Consider the following 19,440-nt stretch of genomic DNA (forward strand, 5'->3'; position numbering starts at 1 on the left):
CGTGTCTTGAGGAGGCCCTCGTGCCCGGTCCGTGGCTGGTCCGCTCCGGCGGTGCCGACGTCGTCCCGGACGACGCCAGCACCCGCTCCGACGACGACGTGACGCGCGCCGTGCTGCTCGGGCTCGACCGCGCCGACGACGACGCCGGCGGCCTCGACGAGCTGGCCCGGCTGGCCGAGACCGACGGGGTGGCCGTGGTCGCGCGGCTGACCCAGGCCCGAGACCGGCCCGATCCGGCCACCTACCTGGGCTCCGGCAAGGTGGGCGAGCTCGCCGGGCTGGTCCGGGACGAGGGCGCCGGACTGGTCATCGCCGACGGCGAGCTCAGCCCGGCCCAGGTGCGAAACCTGGAGGACCGGGTGGGCGCGCGGGTGGTCGACCGGACCGCGCTGATCCTGGACATCTTCGCCCAGCACGCCCGCAGCAGCGAGGGCAAGGCCCAGGTGGAGCTGGCCCAGCTCGCCTACCAGCTCCCCCGACTGCGCGGACAGGGCACCGAGCTGTCCCGGGTCGGCGGCGGCCGGGTCGCCGGAGGCGCCGGGATCGGCGTCCGCGGCCCCGGTGAGCAGCGGCTGGAGACCCAGCGCCGGCACCTGCGCCGCCGGATGGCCCAGCTGCGCCGCCAGGTGGCCGAGACCGGCCGCCGGCGGGAGCGCACCCGGTCCCGACGGCGGGGCGCGCGGGTGCCGTCGGTGGCGCTGACCGGCTACACCAACGCCGGGAAGTCCGCCCTGCTCAACCGGCTCACCGGTGCCGACGTGCTGGTCCAGGACGCACTGTTCGCCACCCTGGACCCCACGGTCCGGCGGGCGCGGACCCCCGACGGCCGGGAGGTCACTCTCACCGACACGGTCGGGTTCGTCCGGCACCTCCCGCACCAGCTCGTCGACGCCTTCCGCTCCACCCTGGAGGAGGTCACCGACGCCGACCTGGTGCTGCACGTCGTCGACGCCTCGGCCGCCGACGCGATGGCGCAGGTGACCACGGTGCGCGGGGTGCTCTACGAGATCGGCGCCCGGGATCACCGCGAGCTGCTCGCGCTGAACAAGGTCGACATCGCACCGCCGGAGTGGGTGGCGTCGCTGCGCGCCGCCTATCCCGACGCCGTGCCGGTCTCGGCGCTCACCCGTGAGGGGCTCGACGACCTGCGGGCGGCGATCGCCGCGGCCCTGCGCTGAGCGCGGCGGGCGGTGGTGCCTGCACACCACCCGCCTGCCGCGCCGGCGTCGTCGCCACCGGCGCCCCGCTCAGGGGCCTGCTCGGGCCCCGGACTGCTGGCCGAGATGCGGCGGACGGTGCCGCCGTCGACGCCGCGATCTGTGGCTGCCCTCAGTCCGGGGGCACGCGGACCGCGGCGTCCTCCAGCAGCACCTCGCGGTGCGCCGGGGGACGCCGCGGGCACGCCGTGCACGTGACTTCGTGCGGCACCCGGTACAGCAGGCAGCAGGACGCCCGGCGGGCGAACCGGACGACTCCCCCACCGGGTCGGGGGACGTCGGTGAACCGCGGCGCGGGCAGCGGCGGGCCGATCTCCGCGGCCAGCGGCCCGGCCAGGGCGGTCGCCGCCGCGACGTCGCCGGTGGCCCGGCCCAGCGCGAGCAGCCGGTTCGCGATCGAGTCGGTGGCGATCGCCCACAGCGGCCGCTCCCGCAGCCCACCGGCCGAGGCCACCGCGGTGATCACGGCCGCGAGAGCCGGCCGCAGGTCACCGGACGGAGCACCGCCGCCGGCCGGGTCGCCGGCCGTCGCGGCGACCGGGGCGTGCCCGCTCAGCAGGTACAGCGTCGTGTCGGCGAGCCGGGCGGACACCGGCAGACCAGTGACCAGCCCGGCCAGGAACGGCCCGAGCAGCACGCTGGAGGCCGAGTACCACCACACGGTGGCCAGCACCCGCCGGTCGTCGGTGCCCTGCCGGGGCGCCCGGGCGGCGAGCACCTCGCGGGTCCAGTCGGGGTGGGCCAACCGGGTCGCCGGGACGGCGACCGCCGACGGTGGCGGGAGCAGCCCGAGCCCCGCTGCACCGGGCAGCCCGGCGAACCGCGTCGTCCCGGTGTCCACCGCGACAGTTTCGCCCGGCCGCGTTCCAGGGCGACGTGCGGGGGCACCTGACGGAGAGGTGACCGGGGCCATAGGTTGTGCAGCAGAGACAGCGTCGCCTCACCGGTGGGGCGGCGCCCGGATCCGGAGGTGGCGCATGAGCGAGACCCAGACGAACGACGCCCAGGGCCTGTCCAGCCAGCTGCCCGAGGGCGGGTTCCCGCCCCCGGAGGCCCTCGCCGCCTCCGCCAACGCGGGGCCCGACACCTACGAGCGGGCCGCGGCCGACCGGGTCGGCTTCTGGGAGGACGCCGCCCGCCGGCTGGACTGGGCACAGCCGTGGGAACAGGCGCTGGACTGGAGCAACCCGCCGTTCGCGAAGTGGTTCGTCGGGGGGAAGCTCAACGTCGCGGTCAACTGCGTCGACCGGCACGTGGACGCCGGGCACGGCGACCAGGTCGCCTACCACTGGGTCGGCGAGCCCGGCGACACCCGCACGCTGACCTACGCCGAGCTCAAGGACGAGGTCTGCCGCACCGCGAACGCGCTCACCGAGCTGGGGGTGACCGCCGGTGACCGGGTCGCGATCTACCTGCCGATGATCCCCGAGGCGGTGATCTCCATGCTGGCCTGCGCCCGCATCGGCGCCGTCCACATGGTCGTCTTCGGCGGCTTCTCCCCCGACGCCCTCGCCAGCCGGATCACCGACGCCGACGCCAAGGTCGTCATCACCGCCGACGGCGGCTACCGGCGGGGCGCTCCGAGCCCGCTCAAGCCGAACGTCGACGAGGCGCTGACCAAGGTCGCGTCGGACGGGTCGGACGGCGTACGCAGCGTGCTGGTGGTCAAGCGCACCGAGACCGACGTCGAGTGGACCGAGGGCCGCGACGTCTGGTGGCACGACCTGGTCGCCGGCCAGTCGGCCGAGCACGAGGCGCAGGCCTTCGACGCCGAGCACCCGCTCTACATCATGTACACCTCGGGCACGACGGCGAAGCCCAAGGGGATCCTGCACACCTCCGGCGGCTACCTGACCCAGGTCAGCTACACGCACTGGGCGACCTTCGACCTCAAGCCGGACACCGACGTCTTCTGGACCGCGGCCGACGTCGGCTGGGTCACCGGCCACAGCTACATCGTCTACGGGCCGCTGGCCAACCGGGCGACGTCGGTGATGTACGAGGGCACGCCGGAGACGCCGCACCGGGGCCGCTGGTGGGAGATCGTGCAGCAGTACGGGGTCACGATCCTGTACACCGCCCCGACCACGATCCGCACGTTCATGAAGTGGGGCGACGACGTCCCGGCCGGCTTCGACCTCTCCTCGCTGCGACTGCTCGGCTCGGTCGGCGAGCCGATCAACCCCGAGGCCTGGCTCTGGTACCACAAGAACATCGGCGGCGGCCGCTGCCCGATCGTGGACACCTGGTGGCAGACCGAGACCGGCGGTCACATGATCACCCCGCTGCCCGGCGTCACGAAGCTCGTCCCCGGCAGCGCCCAGCACCCCTTCCCCGGCATCTCCGCCAAGGTCGTCGACGACGAGGGCAACGAGCTCGCCGACGACTCCACCGGCCTGCTGGTGCTCACCGAGCCGTGGCCGTCGATGCTGCGCACCATCTGGGGCGACGACGACCGGTACGTCGACACCTACTGGTCGCGGTTCGGCAAGAACGTCTACTTCGCCGGCGACGGCGCCAAGAAGGACGCCGACGGCAACATCTGGCTGCTCGGCCGGGTCGACGACGTGATGAACGTGTCCGGCCACCGGATCTCCACCACCGAGGTGGAGTCGGCCCTGGTCAGCCACCCGACCGTCGCCGAGGCGGCCGTCGTGGGCGCCACCGACCCGACCACCGGCCAGGGCATCGTCGCCTTCGTCATCCTGCGCGGGGACGCCGTCGACCGGGGTGACGACCTGGTCAAGGAGCTGCGGCTGCACGTGCGCAAGGAGATCGGCCCGATCGCCAGCCCGCGGCAGATCATGGTCGTGCAGGAGCTCCCCAAGACCCGCTCGGGCAAGATCATGCGCCGCCTGCTCCGGGACGTCGCCGAGAACCGGGAGCTGGGCGACGTCACCACCCTGACCGACTCCTCGGTCATGGACCTGATCAGCGCCAAGCTGCCCTCCAGCGGCTCCGACGACTGACGAAGGACCCCGTCCTCCTCACCCCTCGCACGCTCGGGCCGGGGCCGGGGACGGGGCCCGGGCCGGGGCCGGGGCCGGGGCCGGGGTCTCCCCTCGGGAGCTTGTGCTCTGCTCACCCCCAGTGAGCAGAGCACAAGCTCCCGCACCCACAGGTGCCGCGCGTCCGCCCTGCGGCGCCCGTCCACAGAAGCCGTCAGACGCCGCTGCGAGGTCCGCGGCGACGGCAGCATCGGCACGGTGCCCGATGACCCGCCGCCGACCGGCCCACTGCACCCGTCGCCCGAGGATGGGCCCGACGGCCAGCCGCCACCAGCCGAGTGGGTGAGTGGGCTGCTCCGGCGCATCCGGCGTCGTGGCGATCTGTCCCAACGCGACCTCGCCCGCCAGCTGGGGGTCAGCGTCGGCGCGATCGGCCAGGCGGAGAGCGGCCGGCGGGACGTCCCTGCCCGCCTGCTCTGCCGCGCGGCGACCCTGGTCGGTCTCCGGGTGACCCTGGCGGACCAGACCGGGACCGAGGTGCCGGCGATGGCGCTGGACGCGGTGCGCGATGCCGGCGGGCGCCGCTACCCGGCCCATCTCGACACCCGGTTCGGTGACCAGGACTGGTGGCACGGCGAGCAGCGCTACGACCGGCAGCAGCCCTGGTACACGTTCGACCGGGTCCGGGAGGTCCGCGACGACCGGCGCCGGCTCGGGGGCACGCCGGACGGCCACCTGACGCCTGGTCCGGCGGACGCACCGGAGGAGCGAGCGCGCACCCGGGCACGGGCGGCGTGCGACGCCCGGGAGGACGAGCGCCGACGCCGGCGGGACGCCCGGGCGCGGGCCGGGCACGACACGAACTTCGGCTGGGGCGACCCGGACTGCGGCTGCCCACCGGGGTGCGACGAGCTGCTCCTCACCGAGGACCCCGCACCCGCCCGCGAGCAGGCCCACCCCCACGTCGCCGACTGCCCGTGCCGCTGCGACATCGGGTGAACCCACGGTCGCCCCACTCCTGAGGAGTGACCCCGGCCAGCGACGATCGGCCAGATGCGGCACGATCATGTGCAGTTCGATGCGCCGGGAGTCCGCCCGGCGCCGATGAGGGAGGAGCCACCCGTGGCCCAGAGTGTGCCGACGCACCCGCAGACGGGATCGACCGCCGCCGGCGCCACCGAGCCCTCGGTCGGCACGCTGGCCAAGAGCGCGATGACCGACGTCTCCATCCTGGTCCGCTCGGAGATCGAGCTGGCCAAGGCCGAGATCGGCGCCTCCGTCAAGCGGGGCGGCGCCGGCGCCGGGGCGTTCGCCGCCGCCGGCGCGATGCTCGCCTTCGCCGGGTTGTTCTTCTTCTTCTTCCTCGCCGAACTGCTCGCCGTCTGGCTCCCCCGCTGGGCGGCGTTCCTCATCGTCTTCGCCCTCCTGGTCCTGCTGGCCGCAGTGGTCGGGTTCGTGGGCTGGCGGCTGGTCAAGAAGATCAAGAAGCCCGAGCGCACCATCGAGACGCTGCATGACCTCCCCGACGTGATGCGCCGCGAGGCCCCCGGCCAGCGCACGCACGACCTGCCCACGGTCCGCGACGGCCAGGTCGTCCGGCAGGACGCGCACGCCCCTCTGCGCTGACCCGGTGAGCCTGCCCGGCGAAGGGCCGCCCGACGCCACCAGCGCGCTGCTGCCCGGCCCCTGGACGCACCGGGACGTCTCCGCCAACGGCGTCCGGCTGCACGCAGCCGAAGCCGGTGCGGGGCCGCTGGTCCTGCTGCTGCACGGCTTCCCGGAGTTCTGGTGGGCCTGGCGGTCCCAGCTGGCCGGGCTCGCGGCGGCCGGGCTGCGGGTGGTCGCCCCCGACCTGCGTGGCTACGGGGCCAGCGACAAGCCGCCCCGCGGCTACGACCTGCCCACGGCCGCAGCCGACGCGGCGGCCGTCATCCGCTCCCTCGGGGAGACCGAGGCGGTGGTCGTCGGCTCGGACTGGGGCGGACTGGTCGGCTGGACGATGGCCGCCCTGCACCCGCGCACCGTGCGCCGGCTGGTGGTGGTCTCCGCCGCCCACCCGCGGCGGCTGCGGGCCGGCATGTCGTCCGCCCAGCAGCGCCGCGCGATGGCCTACGCCCTGCGCTTCCAGCTGCCCCGGCTGCCCGAGCAGCGCCTCACCCGCGCCGACGACGACCCGGTGGCCGAGCTGATGCGCCGCTGGTCGGGCCCCTCCTGGGTGCACACCGCCGACTTCGCCGAGGCCGTCGAGCGCTACCGCTCGGCGGCCCGCATCCCGCAGGCCGCCTACGGGGCGATGGAGTACTACCGCTGGGCCGGCCGCTCGCAGCTGCGGCCGGACGGGCTGCGGTTCGCCCGGCGGATGGCCGCGCCGATCACCGCGCCCACGCTGCAGCTGCACGGTGCCCGGGACCCGCACGTCCTGCCGGCCACCGCCCGCGGGTCCGACCGCTACGTGGCCGGTGCGTACCGGTGGCGGGAACTGCCCGGGGTCGGGCACTTCCCGCACGAGGAGGCCCCGGACGAGGTGACCGCGGCGATCGCCGACTGGGCCACGTGACCTGATGGAACGGCCCCGCTGCAGGGTCCCGCCGCGAGCCTGCGAGCGGTGGGGCCACGGCCCCACCCAGAGGCTCGTCCCGAGCCTGCGAGGGATGAGGGTGGGGTCCTTCGACCTTCTACTCGCAGGAGCCGGTGCCCACCGCCGCGGCCGACCGCTGGCCCTGCTCCGCCGCCGTGCGGACCTGGTCGTAGGTCAGCGCGTAGCCGGTGTCCGGGTCGTCGATGGCCGAGGCGAACACCACCCCGAGCACCGAGCCGTCGGGCGCCAGCAGCGGGCCCCCGGAGTTGCCCGCGCGCACCTGCCCGTACAGGGCGTAGACGTCGCGCTCCACGGTGCGCAGCGCGCGGAAGTCCGGGCCGCTGATCGGCCCGCGGTCCCGCACCCGCGCCGGGCCGACGTACAGGCCACCCCCACCCGGGTAGCCCATGACGATGGCGTCGTCGCCGGTGTCGGCGGGCACTGGCGTGAAACGCAGCGGCACCTGGGGCAGCCCGGGGACGGCCAGCACCGCCACGTCGGTCGCCTCGTCGACGTAGACCGGGGTGGCGTCGTAGGTCTGGCCCTCGGCGTTGACGGTGGGCCGGCTGACCCCGGCCAGCACGTGCGCGTTGGTCATCACCCGCTCGTCGGCGTAGACGAACCCCGACCCGTCGATCTGCCGGGCGCAGGAGCCGGCGATCCCCCGGATCTGCACCACCGACCCCCGCACCTGCTCGACGACCGGGCTGGCCAGCAGCGCCTGGTCGGGGGCGGGGACGTCGCGCGCCTGAGTGGGCGTGAGCGGGTCCAGGACGTCCGGCAGCCCCTGCCGGTCGATCGCGTCGCGCAGCGACTCGTACAGCGAGCGCACCTGCTCGGGGACCGCGCGGTCGACCGACTGCACCAGGCTCGACTCACGCACCTGCGCGGCCACCCCGGGGAACGGGGAGCTGGCCAGCGGGATGGCCACCATCCACGCCACCAGCAGCACCGCCGCCGCGGAGACCACGGCTCCGGCGATCGAGTCGAGCACCTTCGCCGGCTCCCAGGTGACCCGGGTGCGCACCGCGCGCCCCAGGACACCGGCCAGCAGCTGACCGAGCAGGGCACCGGCGAGGACGACGACCAGCGCGACGAACACCCGGGTGACCGAGGAACCGGCCAGCTCGTCGGCGATCGGCCCGGACAGCTGCGCGCCGATCACCGCGCCGCCGAAGAACCCGACGAACGAGGTCGCCGACACGATCAGGCCCTGCCGGAACCCGGAGAGCGCGAAGAGCATCGCCAGGACGATCAGCGCGAGATCGACCAGGCTCACGGGGCGCGCACCGTCATCGTCCCGACCTGGCCGAGCGCGATGTGGAAGCTGCACTCGAAGGGGTAGTCGCCCGGCTCGGTCACCTCGAACTCGATGGTGTCCTCCTCCCCGGGGCTGAGCACCGGGATGGCCGGCTCGATCGGCGCCGGGCCCGTGTCCGGGGTGAAGCGGAAGTTGTGGGTCAGCCGCTCGGCGACGTTGCGCACGGTCACCCGCACGGTGCCCGGCTCGACGGTGAAGGTGTCCGGCGTGAAGACGTAGTCGTCGCCGGTGGTCAGGGTGATCTCCTGGACGCCGTCGGCCGTCGTGGTCACCGTGCCGACATCACCGCCGGCGGTGCGGGTGGCCTCCGGCAGCACCGGCGTCCGGTTGGAACAGCCGGCCAGGGCCACCCCGAGCAGGGCGAGGACGACCAGCAGCACCGACGCCGGTGGGCGTGGGCTGCGCCGCGCCCGCGCGCGGGCCTGGGCTGCGCTCATGGTCCCGGGACGGTACGCGGACCGCCTGTGCGCCCGGCGTCGTCGGCCACCGTCGGCGCGGCGCGGCCGGCCGGCTCCTCGTCGAGCAGGTCGGTGGCCAGCGGGTCCCCGCCGTCCGGGAGGACGGGCACCGGGGGGACGGGAAGCGGCCGGACGTCGCGCTGGTCCCAGGGGCGGGCCAGGCCCGCGGCCTCCAGGACCGCGTCGAGCAGGGCGGCGGTGAACCCCCAGACCACCATTCCGGCGACGTCGAACGCCGGGCCGACGTAGCCGCTGGGGTGGCCCACCCGGAACCGGTTGGCCGGGTCGGCCAGCTCGGCCAGCGGCACCCGGGCCACCCGGGCGACCTCGTACGGGTCCCCGACCGTCACGTCCCGCGGGTCGTCCCACCAGCCGACCACCGGGACGACCAGGTTGTCCGACGGGCCGAGGAACAGCGCCGGCAGGGTCGCCAGCACCCGGACCCCGGCCGGGTCGACGCCGGCCTCCTCGTGGGCCTCGCGCAACGCCGTGGCCACCGGGTACTCCTCCCCCGGGTCGGCACCGCCGCCGGGGAAGGCCGGCTGGCCGGCGTGCCGGCGCAGGTGCGCGGACTTCTCGATGAGCAGCACGTCCGGCCCGCCGGGGCCCTCGCCGAACAGCAGGAGCACCGCCGAGCGGCGGGCGCTGGCCGAGCGGGCGGACCGGGGGTCGTGCCGGTGCCACAGCGACAGCTCTCCGGCCGCCGCGACGAGACGCCGCACGTGCTCGGGGAGATCGGCCAGCTCCTCGGGTGCGGCGGTCACAGCGGCACGCCCAGGTGCTCGGCGACCAGCTCCTCGAACTCGGCCAGCGAGTGCACCTGGCCGATCTGCACGTGCGCGAGCGATCCGTCGGCGGTGAGGAACAGCGTGTGCGGCAGTCCGCGCAGGCCGAGCGCGGTGCCTATCTCGCCGTCCTCGTCGACGGCGGTGGGCAGGGTGACCCCGGCCTCGTCGGCGAAGGAGGCACCGGCGGTGGCCCGGTCCTGGCTGTCGACGCCCAGCACCCGCAGCCGGTCGCCGGCGGTGTCGGCCAGCTCCTGCACGAGCGGCAGCTCCTCGCGGCAGGGACCGCACCAGCTGGCCCAGAGGTTGACCACGGTGGGGGTGCCCTGGGCCCGCCCCAGGTCGAGGTGGCCACCGGTGAAGCAGGCGAACGACAGCCCGGTCAGGTCACCGTCCGGCGCCGGCTCGTCGGGTTGCTCGGGGCAGGCCGCGAGGTCGGTCCGCACGTCGGGGGCGGCGGCGGGCGCCGGCGGCTCGGGCTCCGACTCCTCGGAGCTGCAGCCGGCCAGCAGCAGGACGGCCGCCGCGAGGACGGCGAGGCGGCGGCTCACTCGGTGTCCGAGGCGGCCGGGGTCTTCACCAGCTTCTCCGCGACCTGCGGGTCGACCGGCCCGATGCCGTAGGACGGGCACCACGAGGCGAGCCCGCACGCGCCGCAGGCCGGCTTCTTGGCGTGGCAGACGCGCCGCCCGTGGAAGATCACCCGGTGGGAGAAGATCGTCCACTCCTTCTTCGGGATCAGCTCGGCCACCTCGGTCTCGACCTTGACCGGGTCCTCCTCCCCCGTCCAGCCGAACCGGCGCACCAGCCGGCCGAAGTGCGTGTCGACGGTCAGCCCGGGCACCCCGAAGGCGTTGCCGAGCACCACGTTGGCGGTCTTGCGGCCGACCCCGGGCAGCGTGACCAGGTCGGCCAGCCGGGCGGGCACCTCGCCGTCGAAGCGCTCGACCAGCGCCTGCCCCAGCCCGATCACCGAGTTGGCCTTTGCGCGGAAGAACCCGGTCGGCTTCAGGATCTCCTCCAGCTCGGCGCGGTCGGCGCCGGCGTACGCGGCGGCGTCCGGGTACCGGGTGAACAGCACGGGCGTCACCTTGTTCACCGTCTTGTCCGTCGTCTGCGCGGACAGGACGGTGGCGACCAGCAGCTCCAGCGGCGTGGTGAAGTCCAGCTCGCAGTGCGCATCGGGGTGGATCAGCGCCAGCTCCCGGTTGATCCGCCGGGCCCGCCGGGTGCGGGCCAGCGGGCTCTCCTCCGGGTCGAAGGGCGGGACGCCCAGCCGCGCGGCGCGGGCCGGACGGCGGGGTGCGGCGGGCCGGGTGTAGGCCGGCGGGGTCACGGGCTCGGACACGCGACCGAGGGTAGGCGTCGGCACCGACGGCCAGTGCCCGTCATACTCGCTGACGGTGCACCGCCCGGCATCCGGCCGGGCACACCACCCGACCGCACGACGGACGTCGTCTTCCCACCCGGGCCTCCCCGCCCGGAGACGCCGCCGAGGAGGTGCTCGTGGTCGCCCTCATCGTCATCCTGTTCCCGCCGCTGCTGATCGCGTTCCTGCTCGTCATGGAGCGGGTCGAGGAGCCGCTGCGCCGGCCGGCGTCACCACGCGAGGTCGAGGCGTTCCTCGACACGGCGACCCCGGGCGAGGTGGGCACCCTGGCCGCCTCGGGCATCCGCCGCGCGATGAGCCGCTGGCGGGCCCGCCGCCGGCGCCGCCCGCGGACGATGACCCCACCAGCCCAGCCGGCGGTGCTGGACTTCGACAGCACCCGCGCCGAGGAGGGCCGGGACCCCGACTGAACGGACCCCGGGTGAACGGCCGCCCGGGCCCGCGCTGACGGTTCGACCCCACTCTGAGTGGGCAGGCCGGTGACTGACCGCACGGGTGAGCCTGGCCACAGGGCCTAGACTCTGCGGGAACGCGGGTCGCCATCGCTCCCGCGAGGACGTTGCGAGAGGTGCACGTGGACGAGGTACTTGCCCAGTCCGGGCTCTTCCAGGGGCTGTCGGAGGAGGCCGCCGAACCGGTGGCCAGCGCGCTCGAGACGGTGACGCTGCCCCGCGGCCGCGTGGTCTTCAACGAGGGCGAGTCGGGCGACAGCCTCTACGTCGTGCTGTCCGGCAAGATCAAGCTCTCCCGTCGGGCGCCGGACGGCCGGGAGAACGTGCTGGCCGTCATGGGTCCGTCCGACCAGTTCGGCGAGCTGTCGGTCTTCGACCCCGGCCCGCGCACCGCCACCGCCACCGCGGTCACCGACGTGCGGCTGGCCAAGATGCCGAACACGATGCTGCGGCCGTGGATCACTGCGCACCCGGAGATCGGCGAGCAGCTGCTGCGCGTGTTGGCCCGCCGGCTGCGCCGCACCAACGACTCGGTCGCCGACCTCATCTTCACCGACGTGCCCGGCCGGGTGGCCAAGGCGCTGCTGCAGATGGCCGACCGCTTCGGCAGCCGGGAAGGCGAGGGCCTGCGGGTCAAGCACGACCTCACGCAGGAGGAGCTGGCCCAGCTGGTCGGCGCCTCCCGCGAGACGGTGAACAAGGCGCTGGCCGACTTCGTGCACCGCGGCTGGATCCAGCTGCAGGGCAAGTCCGTCGTCGTCCTCGACGAGGAACGGCTGCGCCGCCGCGCGCGCTGACGAAGGACCGTCTGACGAGGGCCCCCGTTCCAGCCGGAGCGGGGGCCCTCGCGCTGTCCCCGGCAGTCAGGTCGCGGGGCGGACCATCGGGATGCGGGTGCCGTCGGGCAGCACGGCGACGAGGCCATCGGGCCCGCGCACGAACCTCGGGCTGATCGGCACCACCGGCGCAGGCGGCGACCCGGCCAGGGCGCTGAGCGCATCGGGGAAGGCGGCCAGCTGGCCCAGGGTGTGCACGGTGGGCGGCAGCATCGGCCGGGTGCCCGCGGCGTGCTCGGCCAGCGCGGCCGCCGGGGTGGCCCAGCCCGCCTCGTCCGCCTCCCCGGAGACGTCGCGGGCCTCCTGACCGACGGGCAGCAGCGCCAGGAAGAACTTGGTGTCGTACCGGCGGCGCTCGGCCGGCGGGGTGATCCAGTGCGCGAACGGGCGCAGCAGGTCCGCGCGCACCGCCAGGCCACGAGCGGCCAGCAGCTCGGCCAGTGACAGCTCCCGGGCGACCAGCGCGCGCCGCTGGTCCTCCCAGTCGGCGCCGGAGACGTCGGGGACGACGCCGCGCCCCGGCGGGCCGGCCAGCAGCACGCCCGCCTCCTCGAAGGTCTCCCGGACGGCGGCGCACACCAGCTCCCGCGCCAGCCGCTCGTCGCAACCCCAGGTGGCCGCCCACTCCGCCGGTGGTGGCCCGACCCACGCGGTCTCGACGTCGCCGTCGCGCTCGTCGACGCCGCCACCGGGGTAGGCGGTCATCCCCCCGGCGGCGGGCATGGCCCGGGTACGGCGCAGCAGGTGCACCTCCAGGCCCCCGGCGCCGTCCCGCACCAGCAGCACCGTCGCCGCCTGCCGAACCGGCGCCGGCGTGCTCACCGCAGCTCGACGGTGAGTTCCACCTCGACCGGGGCGTTCATCGGCAGCTCGGCGACGCCGACGGCGCTACGGGCGTGCTGCCCGGCCTCCCCGAAGACCCGGCCGAGGAGCTCGCTGGCACCGTTGACCACCCGCGGCTGGGCGCTGAAGCCCTCCGCGCTGGCGACGTACCCGACCACCCGCACGATCCGGGCCACGTTGTCCAGCCCGACCAGGTCGTCGATCGCGGCCAGCGCGTTGAGGGCGCACACCTTGGCGTCGGCCGCGGCGTCCTCGACGTCGACCGAGCCGCCCACCTTGCCGGTGCGGCGCAGCCCGCCGTCGACGAAGGGCAGCTGCCCGGAGGTGAAGACCAGCTGACCGGTGCGGATCGCCGGGACGTACGCGGCGACCGGGGCCGCCACCGGGGGCAGCCGGACGCCCAGCTCGGCCAGCCGGGCGTGCCAGCTCTGCGGGGTGCTCACGCCGACCTCAGCTCGTCGGGCGCTTGAGGTAGGCCACCAGCTGGTCACCGCCGCCGGGCCCCTGCAGGACGGTGACCAGCTCCCAGCCGTCGACGCCCCACGAGTCGAGGATCGCCTTCGTGTTGTGGATCAGCAGCGGGATCGTGGCGTACTCCCAGGTACGGCGGGCTTCGCTCATGCCGCGACGCTAGCGCAGGGCCACCGGCGACGGGATGGAACGGCCCCGCTGCAGGGGCCCGGCGTGAGCCTGCGAGCGCTGGGGGGCAGGGGGGTCCTTCGACTCGTACGCTGATCCGGTGACGCCCGACCCCCGCTCCGTGCGCTGCCACGTCGTGACCGGGAAGGGCGGCACCGGGAAGACGACGGTGGCCGCCGCGCTCGCGCTGGCACTGGCCGCCGACGGGCACTCCGTGCTGCTGGTCGAGACCGAGGGCCGGCAGGGCATCGCCCAGCTGTTCGACACCCCGCCGCTGCCCTACGAGGAGCGCCGGGTCGCCGTCGCGCGCGGCGGGGGCGAGGTGAAGGCGCTGGCCATCGACGTCGAGGCGGCCTTCCTGGAGTACCTCGACATGTTCTACAACCTGAAGCGGGCCGGCTACGCGCTGCGCAGGATGGGCGCCATCGACTTCGCCACCGCCATCGCCCCGGGCCTGCGCGACGTGCTGCTCACCGGGAAGATCAAGGAGGCGGTCACCCGCCGCGAGCACGGCCGGCCGGTGTACGACGCCGTCGTCGTCGACGCCCCGCCGACGGGGCGGATCACCCGCTTCCTCAACGTCACCAACGAGGTCGCCGGGCTGGCGCGGTCAGGCCCGATCAAGACCCAGAGCGACGGGGTGATGGCGGTGTTCCGGTCGCCGCAGACCGCCGTCCACCTGGTCACGCTGCTGGAGGACATGCCGGTGCAGGAGACCGCCGACGCGATCGGGGAGCTGCGCGAGGCGGGGCTGCCGGTCGGTTCGGTGATCGTCAACATGGCCAGCGAGCCGCTGCTGCCGCCCGAGGCGCTGGCCCGGGCGGCCGACGGCGGGCTGAGCGCGGCCGACCTCGCGCCGGCGCTGGCCGCGGCCGACCTCCCCGGCGGTGAGCGGCTGGCCGAGGGGCTGGTCGCCGAGGCGGTGGAGCACGCCCGCCGCTGGACGGCGCAGGACGCGCTCCGGGACGACGTCGCGGCGCTGGGCCGGCCGACGGTCGAGCTCCCGCTGTCGGTGGGGCCGATCGACCTGGGCTGCCTGTTCGAGCTGGCCGAGCGCCTCGAGGGGCACCTCACGGCGGGGGCGGCGGCGTGAGCGCCCCGCAGCACCGGGCTCCGGCGATGGACCTGGCCGGGCTGGTCCGCGACCCGACCACCCGGATCGTGGTCTGCTGCGGCTCCGGCGGCGTGGGCAAGACGACGACGTCGGCGGCGCTGGCCCTGGCGGCGGCGGAGGCCGGCCGGCAGGTCGTCGTCCTCACCATCGACCCGGCCCGCCGGCTGGCCCAGTCGCTCGGCCTGGTCGAGCTGGACAACGAGCCCCGCAGGGTCGAGGTGCCGGGCGCCTCGGGCGAGCTGAACGCGATGATGCTGGACATGAAGCGGACGTTCGACGACGTCGTGTCCGCGCACTCCACGCCCGAGCGGGCGCAGGTGATCTTCGACAACCCCTTCTACCAGGCGCTGTCCTCGTCCTTCGCCGGCACGCAGGAGTACATGGCGATGGAGAAGCTGGGCCAGCTGCGGGCCAGCGACCGCTGGGACCTGGTGATCGTCGACACCCCGCCGTCCCGCTCGGCGCTGGACTTCCTGGACGCCCCGAACCGGATGAGCCGGTTCCTCGACGGCACGATGATCCGGCTGCTCACCGCGCCGGCCCGGGCCGGCGGGCGGGCCGGGGTCCGGCTGTTCGGCGCGGGCTTCAACCTGTTCAGCCGGATCATCAGCAGGATCCTGGGCGGGCAGCTGCTCAACGACATCTCCGCGTTCGTCTCCGCGCTGGACACGATGTTCGGCGGCTTCCGGGAGCGGGCCACCGCCACCTACGAGCTGCTGCGCCAGCCGGGCACGGCGTTCGTCGTCGTCGCCGCCCCGGAGCCCGACGCCCTGCGGGAGGCCTCCTACTTCGTCGACCGGCTCTCGACCGAGGGGATGCCGCTGGCCGGGCTGGTGCTCAACCGCACGCACCCGCCGGCGACGACGGGGCTGTCGGCCACCCGCGCCGAGGCCGCGGCCGAGGCGGTCGCCGAGGCGGGCGGGCCGGACGCCGCGCTGGCCGCCGGAGCGCTGCGGGTGCACGCCGAGCGGATGGCGCAGGCCACCCGGGAGCAGCGGCTGGCCGACCGGTTCACCAGCGCGCACCCCGAGGTGCCGTTGCGCACCGTCCCGGCCGCGGCCGGCGACGTGCACGACCTGGACGGGCTCCGGGTGATGGCCTCCGCGCTGCTCGCCGCCGAGGACGACACCGGCACCGGCACCCCGCGCAGCCGGGTGCTGCCCGTCCGCCGCCCGGCGGCCTGACCGCCGCTCTCACGCTCCGGAGCGAACGGCAGACGTACGTACCCCGAACGTGTCGAGCTCGCAACCCGAGCGGCTGGACCCACCCCTCACACTCCGTCACGGTCCGCCGCGACCGATCAGCCGGAGGAGTGAGGCAGCCGCATGACCACAGCCCCTGAGGTCGGCGCCCCCGACGCCGACCTGCCCGTGGAGATCCCGGTGGACACCACGGGGCTCTCCGCCGACGACAAGGCCCGCACGAAGATCATCACCGCCGCGATCCGGCAGCGGTCGCAGGAGCTGCGGCGCGACCACCCGGTGCTGCGGCACCAGGACGCGCTCGGGCTGGCCGCCTTCGCCGTCGCCGTCACCGGGTTCGTCGGCTCCGGCGCGCTCTACCTGACCGGCGTGCTGCCCTGGTACGGGACGGTGCTGCTGTCCGCGGCCTTCGCCGCGGTCGGGCACGAGGTCGAGCACGACCTGATCCACGCCCTCTACTTCCGCCGTCGCAAGGGCGTGCGGTACGCGCTGCTGTTCGGCGTCTGGGCGATCCGCCCGTACACGATCAACCCGGTCTACCGCATCCGCCTGCACCTGCGGCACCACGCCTGGTCCGGCCTGCCCGACGACATCGAGGAGGTGTCGATCACCAACGGGAAGCCGTGGGGCCCCGTGCGGCTCTACAGCCTGCTCGACCCCTACGTGCCGGCGCTGATCCGGATCCTCACCACCCGGCCGGCCGACGCCGAGGACGCGCTGTGGCGGCGCACCATCCTCAAGGCCAGCATCGGGCTGACCCCGGTGGCGATCACCATCTGGTACGGCTTCCTCGCGCTGCACGTGGCCGCCTGGGCCGGCGCCGCCGTCCCGGCCGGGCTGCTGCACGCGCTGACCGTGCTGACCGTCGTCTGGGTGGGCCCCAACGTCTGGCGCGGCTTCTGCCTGCACTTCATCAGCAGCAACATGCACTACCAGGGCGACGTCGAGCAGGGGAACGTGCTGCAGCAGACCCAGGTGTTCAACAAGTGGTACCTGGCGCCGTTCCAGGTGTTCTGCCTGAACTTCGGCAGCACCCACCCGATCCACCACTTCTACGTGGCCGACCCCTTTTACGTGCGGCAGCTGATGGAGCGGGACATCCACCCGGTGCTCGCCGCCAACGGCGTCCGGTTCAACGACATGGGCACCTTCGCCCGGGCCAACCGCTACCACCCCGCCTGAGCCCGCCGGCCCACCCCTTCGACGCGCCCGGACGGCGACGCGCGGCCGCCACGCCCGGCGTCCGCGCGTCGCCGGTCGAGGCCCCCACGGGCACGCCGCCGACAGGTACCTTGGCCCGCGATGTCCGAGTCTGCGAACCCCCGTCTGGGCGCCCTGGTCAAGCTGGCTGCGACCGTCGTCGTCGCCGGTGCCCTGGTCGCCGCCCTGCTGCTGCCCTGGGTCGGCGGGCCCGGCCTGGTCGCCCGCAACTCGGCGAGCCTGCTCGACGCCCTGCCGGTCGAGCTCACCGACAAGACGCCGAACGGCAACACCACGGTGCTCGCCGCCGACGACTCGGTGATCACCCAGTTCTACGACCACAACCGGACGCCGGTCGAGCCCGACCAGATCTCCGACGTGATGAAGCAGGCGATCGTCGACATCGAGGACTCGCGCTTCTACGACCACCGCGGCCTGGACGTCGAGGGCACCACCCGGGCGCTGCTGAAGAACATCGCCGCCGGTGAGGTCCTCGAGGGTGGTTCGACGCTCACCCAGCAGCTGGTGAAGCAGACCCTGGTCGAGACGGCGGAGACCCAGGAAGAGCGGGACGCCGCCCTCGACGAGACGGTGGGCCGCAAGCTGCGCGAGGCGCGGCTGGCCCTCGCCCTGGAGGAGGAGTACTCCAAGGACGAGATCCTCACCCGCTACCTGAACATCGCCTACTTCGGGCGCGGGGCGTACGGCATCCAGGCCGCGGCGCAGAAGTACTTCAGCATGGACGCCATCGACCTGCAGCTGCCGCAGGCCGCGGTGCTCGCCGGCCTGGTGCAGACCCCCCGGAACAACCCGATCGACTATCCGGAGCTCGCCCAGCAGCGCCGCGACCAGGTGCTCGCCCGGATGCACCAGCTCGGCCACATCAGCGACGAGGAGCTCGCCGAGGTCCAGGCCTCCCCGATCCCGGTCGCCGAGGGCGGCAGCCCGCCCAACGGCTGCCCCGCCGCCAACATCGGCGGGTTCTTCTGCGACTACCTCTACGGCTACCTCACCGGCACGCTCGGGCTGTCGCCGAGCGACATCGACAACGGCGGCTGGACGATCCGGACGACGCTGCGGCCGGACATGCAGATCGCCGGTGACCAGGCGGTGCTCGACTCCGTGCCGATGGGCGACCCCCTCGCCGCCGTCTACACCGCCGTCGAGCCGGGCACCGGCCACGTGCTGGCGATGAGCGCGAACCGCAAGTACGGCTGCGACCGCGCCGTCGACGCCGCCTGCGAGTCGGTCAACCTCAACGTCGCGGCCAGCAAGGGGGCGGGCTCGACGTACAAGGTGTTCACCGCCGCCGCCGCTCTCGACGCCGGCTACGGGATCAACTACCGGCTCACCACCAGCGACCCGTACTACTCCCGGGTGTTCAAGAAGAACGGCGGCACCACCCGCGGCGAGGCCTACGGCCCGATCGAGAACGTCGGCACGCTGCCCACCAACCTGACCATGCACGACGCACTGGCCCGCTCCTCCAACACCTACTTCGTGGCGATGGAGGACACCCTGGGCAGCGTCCGCGGCCCGGTGACGATGGCCCAGCGGATGGGGCTGAACCTGCCGGAGCAGCAGGCGCAGACCATCATCGAGGGCGAGATGGCCTCGTTCACCCTCGGCCCGTTCGAGACCAGCCCCCTCTACCTGGCCAGCGCGTACTCGACGCTCGGGGCCGAGGGCACCCAGTGCGACCCGACGCCGGTGGTGGAGATCCTCGACCGCAACGGCGAGCCGCTCACCGACGACGAGGGCCGGCCGGTCGTGCGGGAGGACAACTGCACCCCCGAGGCGATCCCGCCGGCCGTGGCGAACACCCTGGCCGACGCGCTCACCGCCGACGTGCAGAGCCGCATCGGCACCGGCCAGCGGGCCAACGTCCCCGGCCACGAGATCGCCGGCAAGACGGGCACCTCGCAGGACCGCGACTCGGCGGTGTTCGTCGGGTTCATGCGTGACTACGCGGCCAGCGTGATGATCTACAACCCCAAGGAGAAGCAGGACGCCGGCAGCTACGGCGGTGGCCGGCCGGCGCAGATCTGGCACGACGCCATGAAGCCGATCCTGGACCAGGGACCGACCCGGGAGCTCCCGCCGGCCGACCCCGCCGTCGCTGCCGGCACCAAGGGCAGCGGCATGGTCCCGGCGCCCCCGAGGACCCAGCGGACGCAGTCCGACGACCGCGATACCAGCACCCAGCGGCGGGCACCGGCGTCCAGCTCCAGCGCACCCCCGGCGCCGTCGTCCGAGCCGGCTCCCCCGGCCGACCCGCCGCCGGCCGACCCGCCCGCGGAGACCGGCGGGGAACCGACCGACTGAACGACCGGCGGGGGGGGGGGGGGGGGGGGGGGGGGGGGGGGGGGGGGGGGGGGGGGGGGGGGGGGGGGGGGGGGGGGGGGGGGGGGGGGGGGGGGGGGGGGGGGGGGGGGGGGGGGGGGGGGGGGGGGGGGG

20 protein-coding genes are annotated in these 19,440 nt (G+C 74.7%); 11 read left to right on the top strand and 9 right to left on the bottom strand.

Annotation, left to right across the window (positions count from 1 at the left end):
• The first annotated feature begins 20 nt into the window (after positions 1–20).
• Positions 21–1,178 (top strand): GTPase HflX, encoded by a 1,158-nt coding sequence (gene hflX / locus ACI783_RS03725; RefSeq protein ID WP_457139181.1) that lies wholly within the window; start codon positions 21–23, stop codon positions 1,176–1,178.
• Positions 1,179–1,329: 151 nt separating this feature from the next.
• Here hflX and ACI783_RS03730 read toward each other — a convergent pair whose 3' ends face one another.
• Positions 1,330–2,058, bottom strand: coding sequence for a (2Fe-2S)-binding protein (locus ACI783_RS03730; protein WP_457139182.1), 729 nt, complete (start codon positions 2,056–2,058; stop codon positions 1,330–1,332).
• Positions 2,059–2,194: 136 nt separating this feature from the next.
• Here ACI783_RS03730 and acs point away from each other — a divergent pair, with 136 nt between their 5' ends.
• The 4 genes from acs (at position 2,195) to ACI783_RS03750 (ending at position 6,722) form a co-directional block, all read left to right on the top strand.
• A complete protein-coding gene (gene acs, locus ACI783_RS03735) occupies positions 2,195–4,186 on the top strand; it encodes an acetate--CoA ligase (protein ID WP_457139183.1) in 1,992 nt (663 codons plus the stop codon).
• 321 nt (positions 4,187–4,507) lie between these two features.
• On the top strand, positions 4,508–5,164 hold the full coding sequence (locus tag ACI783_RS03740; RefSeq protein WP_457139184.1) for a helix-turn-helix domain-containing protein: 657 nt from the start codon (positions 4,508–4,510) through the stop codon (positions 5,162–5,164).
• A gap of 123 nt (positions 5,165–5,287) precedes the next feature.
• Entirely contained in the window at positions 5,288–5,791 is a 504-nt protein-coding gene (locus ACI783_RS03745) for a phage holin family protein (RefSeq protein WP_457139185.1), read from the top strand.
• A 4-nt stretch (positions 5,792–5,795) separates the two neighbouring features.
• Positions 5,796–6,722, top strand: a complete 927-nt coding sequence (locus ACI783_RS03750) for an alpha/beta fold hydrolase (RefSeq protein ID WP_457139186.1) — start codon at positions 5,796–5,798, stop codon at positions 6,720–6,722.
• Between the two features lie 118 nt (positions 6,723–6,840).
• Here ACI783_RS03750 and ACI783_RS03755 read toward each other — a convergent pair whose 3' ends face one another.
• From ACI783_RS03755 to nth, 5 genes are read right to left on the bottom strand one after another with little or no spacing between them, the layout of a single operon-like run.
• Complete coding sequence (locus ACI783_RS03755; protein ID WP_457139187.1) at positions 6,841–8,022, bottom strand: MarP family serine protease; 1,182 nt, start codon at positions 8,020–8,022, stop codon at positions 6,841–6,843.
• Positions 8,019–8,501, bottom strand: a complete 483-nt coding sequence (locus ACI783_RS03760; RefSeq protein ID WP_457139188.1) for a plastocyanin/azurin family copper-binding protein — start codon at positions 8,499–8,501, stop codon at positions 8,019–8,021. The genes ACI783_RS03755 and ACI783_RS03760 overlap by 4 nt, the downstream gene beginning before the upstream one ends.
• A complete protein-coding gene (locus ACI783_RS03765; RefSeq protein WP_457139189.1) occupies positions 8,498–9,286 on the bottom strand; it encodes an NUDIX hydrolase in 789 nt (262 codons plus the stop codon). The genes ACI783_RS03760 and ACI783_RS03765 overlap by 4 nt, the downstream gene beginning before the upstream one ends.
• Entirely contained in the window at positions 9,283–9,858 is a 576-nt protein-coding gene (locus ACI783_RS03770) for a TlpA family protein disulfide reductase (protein ID WP_457139190.1), read from the bottom strand. Before ACI783_RS03770 ends, ACI783_RS03765 begins: the two co-directional genes overlap by 4 nt.
• On the bottom strand, positions 9,855–10,655 hold the full coding sequence (gene nth, locus ACI783_RS03775) for an endonuclease III (protein ID WP_457139191.1): 801 nt from the start codon (positions 10,653–10,655) through the stop codon (positions 9,855–9,857). The genes ACI783_RS03770 and nth overlap by 4 nt, the downstream gene beginning before the upstream one ends.
• Positions 10,656–10,813: 158 nt before the next feature.
• On the opposite strand from nth, the gene ACI783_RS03780 reads away from it, so the two are divergent.
• A complete protein-coding gene (locus ACI783_RS03780) occupies positions 10,814–11,107 on the top strand; it encodes a hypothetical protein (protein WP_457139192.1) in 294 nt (97 codons plus the stop codon).
• A 164-nt stretch (positions 11,108–11,271) separates the two neighbouring features.
• Complete coding sequence (locus ACI783_RS03785) at positions 11,272–11,946, top strand: Crp/Fnr family transcriptional regulator (RefSeq protein WP_457080196.1); 675 nt, start codon at positions 11,272–11,274, stop codon at positions 11,944–11,946.
• Between the two features lie 66 nt (positions 11,947–12,012).
• Here ACI783_RS03785 and ACI783_RS03790 read toward each other — a convergent pair whose 3' ends face one another.
• Genes ACI783_RS03790 through ACI783_RS03800 form a run of 3 tightly spaced genes read right to left on the bottom strand, consistent with a single transcriptional unit; the run spans position 12,013 to position 13,449 of the window.
• Positions 12,013–12,807 carry an NUDIX hydrolase gene (locus tag ACI783_RS03790; RefSeq protein ID WP_457139193.1) on the bottom strand — a complete coding sequence of 265 codons (795 nt, stop codon included), beginning with the start codon at positions 12,805–12,807 and terminating at the stop codon, positions 12,013–12,015.
• Complete coding sequence (locus ACI783_RS03795; protein WP_457139194.1) at positions 12,804–13,271, bottom strand: RidA family protein; 468 nt, start codon at positions 13,269–13,271, stop codon at positions 12,804–12,806. The genes ACI783_RS03790 and ACI783_RS03795 overlap by 4 nt, the downstream gene beginning before the upstream one ends.
• A gap of 7 nt (positions 13,272–13,278) precedes the next feature.
• Positions 13,279–13,449, bottom strand: coding sequence for a hypothetical protein (locus ACI783_RS03800; protein WP_166521355.1), 171 nt, complete (start codon positions 13,447–13,449; stop codon positions 13,279–13,281).
• 118 nt (positions 13,450–13,567) lie between these two features.
• Here ACI783_RS03800 and ACI783_RS03805 point away from each other — a divergent pair, with 118 nt between their 5' ends.
• The 4 genes from ACI783_RS03805 to ACI783_RS03820 all read left to right on the top strand — a co-directional run bounded on the left by ACI783_RS03805 (position 13,568) and on the right by ACI783_RS03820 (position 19,308).
• A complete protein-coding gene (locus tag ACI783_RS03805; protein WP_457139195.1) occupies positions 13,568–14,560 on the top strand; it encodes an ArsA-related P-loop ATPase in 993 nt (330 codons plus the stop codon).
• The gene (locus ACI783_RS03810) at positions 14,557–15,765 is read left to right on the top strand and encodes an ArsA family ATPase (RefSeq protein WP_457139196.1); all 1,209 of its coding nucleotides are present in this window, start codon (positions 14,557–14,559) and stop codon (positions 15,763–15,765) included. The genes ACI783_RS03805 and ACI783_RS03810 overlap by 4 nt, the downstream gene beginning before the upstream one ends.
• A gap of 141 nt (positions 15,766–15,906) precedes the next feature.
• The gene (locus tag ACI783_RS03815; RefSeq protein WP_457139197.1) at positions 15,907–16,965 is read left to right on the top strand and encodes a fatty acid desaturase; all 1,059 of its coding nucleotides are present in this window, start codon (positions 15,907–15,909) and stop codon (positions 16,963–16,965) included.
• Positions 16,966–17,085: 120 nt separating this feature from the next.
• Positions 17,086–19,308: a transglycosylase domain-containing protein gene (locus ACI783_RS03820; RefSeq protein WP_457139198.1), complete on the top strand. Its 2,223-nt coding sequence runs from the start codon at positions 17,086–17,088 to the stop codon at positions 19,306–19,308.
• Positions 19,309–19,440 lie beyond the last annotated feature (132 nt).

This window comes from Modestobacter sp. SYSU DS0511, from assembly GCF_054050755.1.

Coding starts and splice junctions, on each gene's coding strand:
- acs (WP_457139183.1), top strand. CDS start 2,195: ATGAGCGAGACCCAGACGAACGACGCCCAGGGCCTGTCCAGCCAGCTG.
- ACI783_RS03760 (WP_457139188.1), bottom strand. CDS start 8,501: ATGAGCGCAGCCCAGGCCCGCGCGCGGGCGCGGCGCAGCCCACGCCCA.
- ACI783_RS03800 (WP_166521355.1), bottom strand. CDS start 13,449: ATGAGCGAAGCCCGCCGTACCTGGGAGTACGCCACGATCCCGCTGCTG.
- ACI783_RS03815 (WP_457139197.1), top strand. CDS start 15,907: ATGACCACAGCCCCTGAGGTCGGCGCCCCCGACGCCGACCTGCCCGTG.
- ACI783_RS03820 (WP_457139198.1), top strand. CDS start 17,086: ATGTCCGAGTCTGCGAACCCCCGTCTGGGCGCCCTGGTCAAGCTGGCT.